This window comes from Pedobacter sp. UBA5917, assembly GCF_002432345.1.
In the GTDB taxonomy this organism is placed as follows: domain Bacteria; phylum Bacteroidota; class Bacteroidia; order Sphingobacteriales; family Sphingobacteriaceae; genus Pedobacter.
Genome location: NZ_DJDT01000248.1, coordinates 1 through 11733, shown reverse-complemented (window position 1 = coordinate 11733; position 11733 = coordinate 1). Strand labels below are relative to the sequence as shown.

Here is an 11733-nt window from a genome sequence, read left to right as displayed (position 1 = left end):
AGCGTAGACTCGAATTTGCTTTTGAAGGACAGCGCGCCTACGATTTGTTCAGGAACAACAGGTCGATGGTTAGAAATTACCCCGGTACGCACGCCTTAAACAATACCCCTAATACCAATATTACGCAAACTATTTTACCAACCGATGCACGTGTTATTTTTTATGTTCCACAGTACGAAATAGATAATAACAAAAACCTAACGCAGAATCCTTAGCCCCGCATGGTTGAACCAAATATTAAAAGAAATGAAAAATATAAAAATATATGTTGTTTGCCTTCTTTTAGGAGGCCTGGTATTAAATTCATGCAAAAAGGATAAAAGTGCTGCCCTTTCTTCTAATTTAGAAGAAGTTGTGTTAGACCGCTCGGGTTGGAGCGCAACAGCTTCAAGTCAGGAAACAACGAACCTGCCGGGAACCGTTTTAGATGGCAATACCAATACTTTCTGGAGCTCGAATACTACAGCCCAATTTCCACATTGGTTATTAATCGACATGAAAAAACAGACGGTGGTTACAAAAATCGGTTTAACAGCAAAGCAGGGCGATCCGAAAGGATTTACCAAATTTAGACTGGAAGGAAGTAATGATGGCACTAATTTTTCGATAATAGGAGAGTTGGTATTCAACCCTGCTGTTTACACTGAACAGGCATTTACCTTGTCACCTGCCAGAAATTTGCGCTACCTTAAATTAACTGCCTTAGAAAAAGCAGCAACGCAAACGGGCAATATTACTTTTTTAGCTGAGTTTAGTGTTACCGGCCTTCAGGAAAGAAAACCGATTACCGATATTGCACTCAGCAAAACAGGGTGGACCGCTACCGCTTCGAGCGAAGTGAATTATCCTGGTGATGAAACCAATTTAGCGGCTTATGTAGTAGATGTAATTTCGGCCAAAAGTCCTACTGCACCAACTGTCCCTTCATTTTGGCAGGCTGATTATGATGTACTTCATCCATACCCACATTGGATTATTGTTGATATGAAAAAAGCAAGTTTACTTTCTTATATCGGCCTTAATGCCCACACCGACCCAAAACAGGGCTTTAGCAAATTTTCTATTTCGGGAAGTGTGGATGGTGTTAACTTTACTCAATTGGGTGATGACCGAAATTTTAATCCAACTACTGTTAATGAACAGAAGTTTCCAGTTTCGCCAACCGCTCCGATTCGTTATGTAAAAATTACCCTGCTCGAAGGTACAAGTTATCCATGCCTGGCTAATTTTGAAGGATATGTTAAATTGTAAATGATAATAATTCAGAGCAAGCGACCGTCATTGGTCGCTTTCTTTGTTTATGGCTTTCAATATAACTGATAAATAATATCTTTGAATAGCCTTTTGTTCCTTATCTATGAAGAAAATTTTACAGCTCATTCTTATTTCAGTCCTAATTACATCGCTTTCGGGCTGTAAAAAAGACAGCATTAAAAATCTGAACAACATTAGCTATGGCTCATCTTTTGGTATGTGTGTGGGCTATTGCTCCAGCAGTTTGGTAATCACTAACTTAAAACTTACCTTTTCAAAATCGAAGAATGCACAGCCTACAGAAACCAAAACCTGTAGCAAAAGCATTTCGGAAGCAGATGTAGATGCCATTAAAAACGAACTCAACATCAGTAAGATTTCAAGCCTGCCCGAAGTAATCGGTTGCCCCGATTGTGCCGATGGCGGCGCAGAATGGATTTCGATCAATGCAGATGGCAAGCAATATAAAATTACCTACGAATATGGCAAAGCCCCTAAAGAACTTGAGGCTGCGGTAGCCAGATTAAAAGTACTTAAAGATAGTTTTAAGGATTGTAATTGAGATAATTAATTTGTTTTGTTACCATTTTGGTAATATATTTGCAGTAAATTTATTTATGCGCATTATCGCAAAAAAGACACTGGTTAATTTTTATCAAAAACATGCTGTTGCAAAAGCAGCATTATCAGCTTGGTATGGTGAAGTGTTGGAACAAAACTGGGACAAACCAGGGGATATTGTTCAATTTTATGCAACTGCCGATGTAATAACAGGAAAGCGATTCGTTTTTAACATTAAAGGTAATCATTACAGGTTAGTGGTAGATGTTGAGTTTAAATTGAAGATCGTTTTTATTGTATGGGTTGGTACACACGCAGAATATGATAAAATTAAAGTTGAGGAGGTTAAATATGTTAAAAGTAATTAAAACTGAAGAGGAATATGAGCTGGCTTTAGAAAAAGCCTACTCGCTGATGCAGAAAGATATTGAATTAGGTACAAAGCTTGCCGACGAACTTGATTTAATTACACTGTTGATAGAACATTACGAGGAAAGCCATTACCCAATTTTACCCCCATCGCCTGTAGAAGCAATTAAGTTCAGGTTAGAGCAATTAGGCAAAAACTCAAGCGAACTTTCTAAAATTCTGGGTGCACGGAGCCGTCAATCGGAAATATTGAGTGGCAAGCGCAAATTAAGCCTTAGTATGATACGTAAACTTCATGAAGTACTTAATATTCCGGCAGAGAGCCTCATCGGTGCTTATTAATTTTAAGGATTGTAATTAAGTTTTAATACCCGATATAGCCAATAATGATAAAAAAAGTGAACTCTTAACTATAGTAAAATCAAGCTAAAAACGCGAACAGATAAACTAAAGTTATCTTTTAACATCTGTTCCCTCAAAAGTTATTCTTTTATCACGAGTACTTACCAGTTCAGATAGTTCGTAAACATTCCGGTACCCATATCCATATAGATTGATATAAGTAGGAATGTTTAATGCCAAAGATATTGGATCTATCAACTTACCTATTAAACCCGGGATAACTGTTTTGCTGGCAAAATTTAATAAATCATCACTAAAATTGTTATTGCAATAAATCAGTATCCTGGTTTCGGCATTTGGAATAACCTTTAAAAGATTTTGCTGGGTAAAATCAGAAAAGTTTAAGTGTACAGCTCCTTTAATATGTTTCCGCTTATATAAACTATCAGAGCGTGTATCTAAAATAACAATGCCCTTTTCCTGTGCCATTTCTAAAAATGTTGGCAGGTTTACAAGTCTTTTTTTCCGATGGGCCTTAACTTTTGGGATGAGTTTTTCATAGGCATAAAAATCTATATTGGGTTTTAAGTTTGGAATCTGTTGCGCATTACATAAATGTGCAATACCCAAAAGGATAATGGTGAGGATTTTGGATTTCATGTTTCGAGCGTTAATTGTTTAGGTTATTTAAATCATTTCAAAATATCTTATTAAAGATAGGGTATTTTCTATAATCTCTGTACATGTTTGGATGATTCAGATGTTGTAAAAAGATAGTATTCACGATAAAAAGTGAGATGAATTCAAGATTTTGTTACAGAATAAGCAAATTAAAAGCTGCCAACTGTAAACTATCACTTGCCAACTCATTTATAACCCCTTAATTCCCAACTCCAAACTAAAAACTCCTGCCTCCAAACTTTTTACGCTAACCCCTTGATTTTTAAAAAGAATTGTTCTACTTTTGCAGTCCGTTTTATGGGCTATCTGTAAAGATGCCGGGGGAGCGGTAAATTTTTTAAATAAAAAACATAAAAAAGCACAATGCCAACCATTCAACAATTAGTTAGAAAAGGTAGAGTAGCACTGGAGTTCAAGAGTAAGTCTCCAGCGTTGGACAGCTGTCCACAGCGAAGAGGTGTATGTACACGTGTGTACACCACTACCCCTAAAAAACCAAACTCAGCAATGCGTAAAGTAGCCCGTGTTCGTTTAACGAACGGTAAAGAGGTGAATGCTTACATTCCTGGAGAAGGTCACAACTTACAGGAACACTCTATCGTATTGATCCGTGGTGGTCGTGTTAAAGATTTACCAGGTGTACGTTACCACATCATCCGTGGTGCATTAGATACATCAGGTGTAGCTGGTCGTAACCAACGTCGTTCTAAATATGGTACTAAACGTCCTAAACCAGGTCAAGTAGCTGCGGCGCCAACTAAAGGTAAAAAGAAATAATCGGGAGGAAATAAGAAATGAGAAAGTCAAAACCAAAAAAGAGAATTATTCTTCCTGATCCAAAGTTCAATGATGTTCAGGTAACCCGTTTTGTAAATAACATGATGTACGATGGAAAAAAATCTATCGCTTATGCTATTTTTTACGATGCTGTTGAAATTGCTGAGAAAAAAGCAGGTGAAAACGGTTTAGAGGTATTTAAACGCGCATTAACTAACATTATGCCAGCTGTAGAGGTTAAATCTCGTCGTGTTGGTGGTGCTAACTTCCAGGTTCCAACCGAGGTTAGACCAGAGCGTAAAACAGCTTTAGGTATGAAATGGTTAATTTTATATGCCCGTCGTCGTGGTGAAAAAACGATGAAAGAGAAATTAGCTGGTGAAATCGTAGCTGCCGCTAAAGGTGAAGGCGCTGCTGTTAAAAAGAAAGAAGATACGCATAAAATGGCTGAGGCTAACAAAGCGTTCTCTCACTTCAGATTCTAGTAATAGGATTAACAGATTAGTAAGATTACACAGATTTAATTAGAAGATTATACTGATTAGATAAATTGCACCGATTTGTTTTTACATAATCGGTGCAATCATTTAAAATCAGAAATCAAAAACATAACATGGCAAGAGATTTAAAATTTACAAGAAATATTGGAATCGCGGCTCACATTGATGCAGGTAAAACTACAACAACTGAGCGTATTCTTTATTATGCTGGTGTAAGTCATAAAATTGGTGAGGTGCACGAAGGTGCTGCAACAATGGACTGGATGGCACAAGAGCAAGAGCGTGGTATTACCATTACTTCTGCTGCAACTACAGTTAACTGGAAATACAGAAACCAGAACTATCATATGAACATTATCGATACACCGGGACACGTGGATTTTACCGTAGAGGTAAACCGCTCGTTACGTGTATTGGATGGTTTAGTATTCTTGTTCTCTGCTGTTGATGGTGTTGAGCCTCAATCAGAAACCAACTGGCGTTTAGCTAATAACTATAACGTTGCCCGTATCGGTTTCGTGAACAAAATGGACCGTTCAGGTGCAGATTTCTTAAAAGTTGTTAAACAGGTTAAAGATATGTTGGGTAGTAATGCAGTTCCATTGCAATTACCTATCGGTGCTGAAGACCAGTTTAAAGGTGTGGTTGATTTGATCAACAACCGTGGTATCGTTTGGAACGAGCACGATAAAGGTATGACCTTTACCGAAGTGCCAATTCCTGATGATATGATTGACGAGGTTGCTGAGTGGAGAGAGAAATTATTAGAATCAGTTGCTGATTATGATGAGTCTCTAATGGAGAAATTCTTCGAAGCTCCTGAAACCATCACGGAGCGTGAAGTTTTAGACGCTTTACGTGCAGCTGTTTTAGATGCTAAAATCGTACCTATGGTTTGCGGTTCATCTTTCAAAAACAAAGGTGTTCAAACCATGTTAGATTATGTAATGGAGTTATTGCCTTCACCTTTGGATTCAGAAGGTGTTGTAGGTACTAACCCTGATACTAACGAAGAAGTTTTATTAAAACCAAGTATCGAAGAGCCGTTTGCAGCTTTAGCATTTAAAATTGCAACCGATCCATTCGTAGGCCGTTTATGCTTTATCCGTGTTTACTCAGGTAACTTAGAAGCTGGTTCTTACGTTTACAATACCCGTTCAGAAAGTAAAGAGCGTATTTCTCGTATCTTCCAAATGCACGCAAACAAACAAAACCCGGTTCCTAATGTGGCTGCTGGTGATATTGCTGCGGTAGTTGGATTTAAAGATATCAAAACAGGTGATACACTTTGTGATGAGAAAAACCCTATCGTTCTTGAATCGATGGTATTCCCTGAGCCGGTTATCGGTTTAGCTATTGAGCCTAAAACTCAGGCTGACGTTGATAAATTGGGTATGGGCTTATCTAAACTGGCTGAAGAAGATCCTACATTCAGGGTTCAAACAGATCAGGAAACTGGTCAAACAGTTATCTCTGGTATGGGTGAGCTTCACCTAGATATCTTGATCGACCGTTTAAAACGTGAGTTTAAAGTAGAGGTTAACCAAGGTGCGCCGCAAGTAGCATACAAAGAGGCTATCTTCGGTACAACAGAACACCGCGAAGTTTACAAAAAACAATCAGGTGGTCGTGGTAAATTTGCTGATATTAAAGTTGTTATCTCTCCAATTGATGCAGACTTTGAAAAAGGTGGTTTACAGTTCGTAAACGAAATTGTAGGTGGTTCAATTCCTCGTGAATTTATCCCTTCGGTTGAGAAAGGATTTGCTTCTGCAATGGCGAACGGTGTATTAGCTGGTTACCCACTTCCTGATATGAAAGTACGTTTGATCGATGGTTCATTCCACGCGGTCGATTCAGATGCTTTATCATTCGAGCTTGCTGCCCGTATGGCATATCGTGAGGCTTTACCTAAATGTAGACCTGCTTTGATGGAGCCTATCATGAAAATCGAAATCTTAACCCCTGAAGAAAACATGGGTGATGTTATCGGTGATATGAACCGTCGTCGTGGTCAGTTACAAGGTATGGATACCCGTAATGGTTCTCAGGTAATCAAAGCATTGGTTCCACTTTCAGAAATGTTCGGTTATGTAACCCAGTTACGTACCATCACTTCAGGTCGTGCAACTTCTACAATGGAATTTGATCACTATGAGCCAGCACCTAAAAACGTACAGGACGAAGTAGTTGCTAAATCAAAAGGCAGAGTAAAATCTGAAGACTAATTAAGGTATAAGGTAAAAGGCGTAAGGCAAAAGGTTTTTAACCCTAAGCCTTACACCCTAAACCCTCCACCTTGTTAAAAAATAAATCCGGTTTCTGTTGTTAATAGCTCTAACAAGAAACCATAATTAAAATAAAAGATGAGCCAAAGAATCAGAATTAAATTAAAATCTTACGATTACAACTTGGTAGATAAATCTGCTGAGAAAATCGTAAAAACTGTTAAACCTACGGGTGCAGTTGTAAGTGGTCCGATTCCACTTCCTACAGAGAAAAAAATCTTTACTGTATTACGTTCTCCACACGTAAACAAAAAAGCTAGAGAGCAGTTCCAATTATGCGCTTACAAACGTTTATTGGATATTTATAGCTCTAACTCTAAAACAGTTGATGCTTTAATGAAACTTGAATTACCTAGCGGTGTTGAAGTTGAAATCAAAGTTTAATTGATTTTAAAAAGAACAAAAAAGGTCGAGGTGCAAACCCCGGCCTTTTTTTATGCCCCGATATTTCAAACAAAAACTGAGATGATCGGTTTAACTCACATGAGCAATGAGAAGAAAAAAGAAGAACTGCCTATCGAAGGACAAGATTTTGCCGATCCAAAAGATGCGGCAAAAAATAAACCATCATCACACGGAGAAGTAGCCAACCAAAAAAACGGCGATTTTTCCGAACTCGAAGAAAGTAGGATGGAGAATCCACCCGAACACCGCGAAGAGAATGGATCCAGCAAAGAAGATGTGGATAGCGATACCAAAATTAACCAGGAGAAAGGGGTGGAGTAGTATTCTTAAATCACCGTCATTTCGAGCGGAGTCGAGAAATCTGCCTCGAGATAGATTTCTCCATTTCGCTGCGCTGCAGTCGAGATGACGCCCTATTTTTTTGTGGGGTGTTAATAGTAATTACTTAATATTTTTCTGGTTTTTGTTAATATCATCCTTATCTAAACTTTTTCGCATTATCTATTGTTATTAAGATAATAATGTCTGGAAATTAATACGTTATGGAAATGAATGAGGAGAATAAAAAAACAGATCCGCAGATCAGTGCCGATCAGGATATAGACTGGGATAATGGCGAAGCAACTTATGGGCACAAGCGTAATGACTTTAAACGAAAAGATCAGCCTGATGAGGCGCACCTGGCAAAAACAGAATCTGCAGACCATAACATCAACGAAGGTTTGAAGAATGCCAATTTGAGTCAGAATGAAGATATTGGCAACCGCAATAAAGAAGCAGATAAGGGGATTAAAGGTCAAGACCTCTAGCTGGGCATGTTAAAAGGGAAATATCCATATAGAATAATTCCCTGATAACAATGATGCATTTTCCGGTAGATGGAAATTATTTAGGATTCTACAACTGAAATGCGTTAATCAAACAGCTAATGTTTTAAATCGTTTTAGTCTCTGATTTTTAGTTAATAATGCCGCGAATCCTAGAGCGGGCGCAAATTTCAACCATTTAAAGTCATTATGCAATTAACAGCGTGATAATTGATTTGATATTAATCAAGAAAAAATGTCTTTGTTGGTTGTTTTTACTGTCAGTACAATTCGCTGGTCTGCGAATAGTCCTGTCTTACCCTTTCCCCGTAATTTTTAACTTTCTCCAGATAGCCTGGGGCTTTCTCTTTTAAATCATCTACTAGCGATTTCCCATCTGTAGACCTCTTTTTGGTAGCATATTTAAAACCATAAACTGCTGCTGCGCCTAAAATGGCATATTTTAATAATCCCATAACTTAATAGTTTATATTCCGGTGTTTAAGGCCCGGTCTTCGTCTGTTTCGTTAATACCGGTATTGTTTTTAAAATCTTCAGATGAACTTCCGGTATGACTTTCGGCACTTTTAATTGTTGGGTGTTTGTCGGTACTGTTGTAAGCATCATCACTAAGCGAATCCTTGCCCTGTGTGCCCGAGTTATCCAGGCCGTCTTTTGCTTCAGGGTTACCTTTAATCAGTTCACTTGGCTCTTTTCCATAAGCAGTAACCTCATTCACATTATTGCCTGCTTCGAAAGCTTTTTGTACATCCGATTTTTCATCCTCGTGTTTATCCGGTCCTACATAACCTTCGCTATGTTCTGCTTTGTTATAGATGCTCGTTTTCATAAGATTGCTTTTGTTATTAAAACAGATTGAGCGATAAATAGTTTGCACCAACCAATTGTTGGTTATAAAAATTACCTTAAAGTTTATGCTTTACCATTTTCCTGTTTTGTTTAACTTGCGCCAAATTTTAAAGGCTTAAGGGTATAAATGGAGTGGAAATATTTACTTTCGAATAAACGGTACGGACAGGAACAATATGGTGCCAGCACCGATCGGGCACGTTCTGATTTTCAGCGTGATTACGACCGTTTGATTTTTTCATCCCCTTTTAGAAGATTGCAGAATAAAACACAGGTTTTCCCGCTGCCGGGCAGTGTTTTTGTACATAATCGTTTAACGCATAGTTTGGAAGTTGCGAGTGTGGCACGCTCGATGGCCAATATTTTTTTGAACAGTGTAAGTGTACACCAGCCCGAACTGATTAAAGAAGTTCCTTTGATCAATGAAGTAGGCAACATTGTAGCAGCGGCGGCACTGGCGCACGATTTGGGAAATCCTGCATTCGGCCATTCGGGTGAGGCAGCCATTTCGAGGTACTTTACCGATGGCGATGGCCGTGTTTATCAAAAAGAGATGAACGAATCGCAATGGCACGATCTGATCAATTTTGAAGGAAATGCCAATGCAATCAGGATACTTACCCACCCGCTAAAGGGAAAAGGGAATGATGCTTATGCTTTAACCTATTCTACCCTGGCATCTATCGCAAAATATCCCTGTGCATCAATAGCCGGTAAACAGAAGGGACTTTTGCACCGCAAGAAATATGGTTTTTTCCAATCCGAGGAAGAAACCTTTAAAAAAATCGCCACCGAACTTCATTTAGCGCAGGAAGAGAACGAACACCTGGTTTATAAACGCCATCCTTTGGTATACCTGGTTGAGGCAGCCGATGATATCTGTTACAGCATTATCGACCTGGAAGATGCGCACCGCTTAAAGATTTTATCTTACGAAGAAGTAAAGAATTATTTATTGCCATTTGCCAACTCAACCACCATCGAAGACCGTTTGAAAAACGATTATGAAGACGACGATGCTAAAATTGGCCTGTTAAGGGCAAAAGCAATTAATACGTTAACCAACCAATGTGCCAGAATATTTTACGAAGAACAGGAAAAACTGTTAAAAGGAGAGCTTAACCAAAGTTTAACCGATATGCTGCCTGAGCCTTATATTTCGGCCTGGAGGGCGGTAGAAAAGATCTCTGTAGAACGGATTTACAATTTCTCGTCGGTAATACAAAAGGAAGTTGCCGGTTATAAAATTATGGCCGGTTTGCTTGAAGAGTTTGTACCCGCATTAATCCATAATAATACGCACTATTATAAGAAACTTGTTAAACTGATCCCTAAGCAATACCATACCGATTTAACCGATATTTATTCTATTATTCAGAGTGTGCTCGATTTTGTATCAGGTATGACCGATCTGTATGCGGTTGATCTGTACCGTAATATAAAGGGCATTTCTTTCCCTTCAGAAACATAGCTCAGTAATGCTATAGCTACTTTTTCTTTCGCTATTTTAGTGCTAATTGTGCTGAAATTGGGTGTTTGTGTAAAATTATGAAATATAGTTTTGTGTATTCGCTTGATGTACAATGTTTTGTCTATTTGTGAGTATTAGTAAATAGGCTTTCGTGTAAAGGAGCTTCCGGAGGATGTACTAATTATTAGATTTGATCGTTCGGCTCTTTACTTTTTAAGGCTTAACGTTTAGATCTCATCCCTCCCTATGAAAAAACTTTTACTCCTTGTAATACTAGGTATGAGCCTGGCATTTGCTGTTAAAGCACAGGCGCCACAACAATTTAACTACCAGGGCGCAGCCAGAAATGCCAATGGTTCGCCTTTGGCCAATAAAAACATTGCCTTGCGGATCAGTATTCTGGATGCATCATCGACAGGTAATGCTCAGTATTCGGAAGTAAGAAATGTTACCACCAATACTTTGGGACTATATGCGGTTGCTATCGGCTCTGCCGGGGCCAGTTCGGTTAGTGGTAGTATAGCGGCAGTTACATGGGCAAGCGGATTAAAATTTGTAAAGGTTGAGATCGATCCTGAAAATGGGAATAATTTTAATTTAGCCGGAACAGCACAATTGTTGAGCGTTCCTTATGCATTGTACTCAGCCAACGGACCAATTGGCCCAAAAGGAGATACAGGTATACAGGGGCCTGCGGGTGTTGCAGGTGCAACTGGTGTTCAGGGACCAAAGGGCGACAAAGGAGATAAGGGCGATGTTGGCCCTGCCGGACCATCTACCGGAACCGCAGGTGGCGATTTAACTGGAAATTATCCAAATCCTACTATAGCCAGTTTACAAGGAAAAACATTAAATGCAACCGCTCCTACAAATAATCAAGTGCTTTTATTTGATGGAACAACATGGAAACCGGTTACTTTGGATGTTAATCAGCTATCAGGGGCAAAAGCACTAACTTCAACTGATTTAAGTATCAGTGCCAATGGAGCAACCGCATTGTTAAAAGATTTGGTGGTTGATATTAACGCAGGTGCGGTAAGTACTGTTAAATTGGCTGATGGTGCGATTACTACTCCAAAGCTGATCGATGCAGCGGTAACTTCAATCAAAATTGGTAATAAAGAGGTTAAGAATATTAATATCGACGATGCTGCTGTAAATACGCTTCAGCTGGTAGATAAATCGGTAACCACGGCAAAACTGGCCGATGGAGCAGTAACCTCAATTAAAATCGGAAATAAAGAGGTGAAAAATATCAATATTGCAGATTCTGCTATAAATACACTTCAACTGGTAGATAAATCGGTAACTACGGCAAAACTGGCGGATGGCGCAGTAACCTCGATCAAAATAGGAAATAAAGAGATCAAAAATGTTAATATCGACGATGCTGCTGTAAATACGCTTCA

16 protein-coding genes are annotated in these 11733 nt (G+C 38.8%); 13 read left to right on the top strand and 3 right to left on the bottom strand.

Annotation, left to right across the window (positions count from 1 at the left end; genetic code table 11):
* The 5 genes from B2V92_RS16790 to B2V92_RS16770 form a co-directional block, all read left to right on the top strand.
* On the top strand, positions 1 to 215 hold a 215-nt coding region (locus tag B2V92_RS16790), incomplete at its 5' end, for a RagB/SusD family nutrient uptake outer membrane protein (protein ID WP_293310250.1).
* 31 nt (positions 216 to 246) lie between these two features.
* Positions 247 to 1251 (top strand): discoidin domain-containing protein, encoded by a 1005-nt coding sequence (locus B2V92_RS16785; protein WP_293310248.1) that lies wholly within the window; start codon positions 247 to 249, stop codon positions 1249 to 1251.
* A gap of 106 nt (positions 1252 to 1357) precedes the next feature.
* The gene (locus B2V92_RS16780) at positions 1358 to 1816 is read left to right on the top strand and encodes a hypothetical protein (protein ID WP_293310246.1); all 459 of its coding nucleotides are present in this window, start codon (positions 1358 to 1360) and stop codon (positions 1814 to 1816) included.
* A 55-nt stretch (positions 1817 to 1871) separates the two neighbouring features.
* Positions 1872 to 2183 (top strand): type II toxin-antitoxin system HigB family toxin, encoded by a 312-nt coding sequence (locus B2V92_RS16775; protein WP_293310244.1) that lies wholly within the window; start codon positions 1872 to 1874, stop codon positions 2181 to 2183.
* Complete coding sequence (locus B2V92_RS16770) at positions 2167 to 2526, top strand: helix-turn-helix domain-containing protein (RefSeq protein WP_293310242.1); 360 nt, start codon at positions 2167 to 2169, stop codon at positions 2524 to 2526. The genes B2V92_RS16775 and B2V92_RS16770 overlap by 17 nt, the downstream gene beginning before the upstream one ends.
* A 111-nt stretch (positions 2527 to 2637) precedes the next feature.
* On the opposite strand, the gene B2V92_RS16765 is transcribed toward B2V92_RS16770, so the two are convergent.
* The gene (locus B2V92_RS16765) at positions 2638 to 3186 is read right to left on the bottom strand and encodes a rhodanese-like domain-containing protein (protein ID WP_293310240.1); all 549 of its coding nucleotides are present in this window, start codon (positions 3184 to 3186) and stop codon (positions 2638 to 2640) included.
* Between the two features lie 384 nt (positions 3187 to 3570).
* Between B2V92_RS16765 and rpsL the strand changes: the two genes are divergently transcribed.
* The 6 genes from rpsL (at position 3571) to B2V92_RS16735 (ending at position 7986) form a co-directional block, all read left to right on the top strand.
* Positions 3571 to 3984, top strand: coding sequence for a 30S ribosomal protein S12 (gene rpsL / locus B2V92_RS16760; RefSeq protein WP_008244597.1), 414 nt, complete (start codon positions 3571 to 3573; stop codon positions 3982 to 3984).
* 17 nt (positions 3985 to 4001) lie between these two features.
* On the top strand, positions 4002 to 4469 hold the full coding sequence (rpsG, locus tag B2V92_RS16755; protein ID WP_183767976.1) for a 30S ribosomal protein S7: 468 nt from the start codon (positions 4002 to 4004) through the stop codon (positions 4467 to 4469).
* Between the two features lie 128 nt (positions 4470 to 4597).
* Positions 4598 to 6712: an elongation factor G gene (gene fusA, locus B2V92_RS16750; RefSeq protein ID WP_293310210.1), complete on the top strand. Its 2115-nt coding sequence runs from the start codon at positions 4598 to 4600 to the stop codon at positions 6710 to 6712.
* Between the two features lie 138 nt (positions 6713 to 6850).
* A complete protein-coding gene (rpsJ, locus tag B2V92_RS16745; RefSeq protein ID WP_008244591.1) occupies positions 6851 to 7156 on the top strand; it encodes a 30S ribosomal protein S10 in 306 nt (101 codons plus the stop codon).
* A gap of 81 nt (positions 7157 to 7237) precedes the next feature.
* Complete coding sequence (locus B2V92_RS16740) at positions 7238 to 7498, top strand: hypothetical protein (protein ID WP_293310208.1); 261 nt, start codon at positions 7238 to 7240, stop codon at positions 7496 to 7498.
* A gap of 227 nt (positions 7499 to 7725) precedes the next feature.
* Complete coding sequence (locus tag B2V92_RS16735) at positions 7726 to 7986, top strand: hypothetical protein (protein ID WP_293310206.1); 261 nt, start codon at positions 7726 to 7728, stop codon at positions 7984 to 7986.
* A 278-nt stretch (positions 7987 to 8264) separates the two neighbouring features.
* Here the strand turns inward: B2V92_RS16735 and B2V92_RS16730 are convergent, their stop codons facing one another.
* Together B2V92_RS16730 and B2V92_RS16725 are read right to left on the bottom strand one after the other, a co-directional pair.
* Positions 8265 to 8459, bottom strand: coding sequence for a YtxH domain-containing protein (locus B2V92_RS16730; RefSeq protein ID WP_293310204.1), 195 nt, complete (start codon positions 8457 to 8459; stop codon positions 8265 to 8267).
* Between the two features lie 11 nt (positions 8460 to 8470).
* Positions 8471 to 8833 (bottom strand): hypothetical protein, encoded by a 363-nt coding sequence (locus tag B2V92_RS16725; RefSeq protein ID WP_293310202.1) that lies wholly within the window; start codon positions 8831 to 8833, stop codon positions 8471 to 8473.
* A 147-nt stretch (positions 8834 to 8980) separates the two neighbouring features.
* Between B2V92_RS16725 and B2V92_RS16720 the strand changes: the two genes are divergently transcribed.
* Both B2V92_RS16720 and B2V92_RS16715 read left to right on the top strand, forming a co-directional pair.
* On the top strand, positions 8981 to 10324 hold the full coding sequence (locus tag B2V92_RS16720) for a deoxyguanosinetriphosphate triphosphohydrolase (protein ID WP_293310200.1): 1344 nt from the start codon (positions 8981 to 8983) through the stop codon (positions 10322 to 10324).
* Between the two features lie 246 nt (positions 10325 to 10570).
* The coding region (locus B2V92_RS16715; RefSeq protein WP_293310198.1) for a collagen-like triple helix repeat-containing protein at positions 10571 to 11733 on the top strand (1163 nt) is incomplete at its 3' end.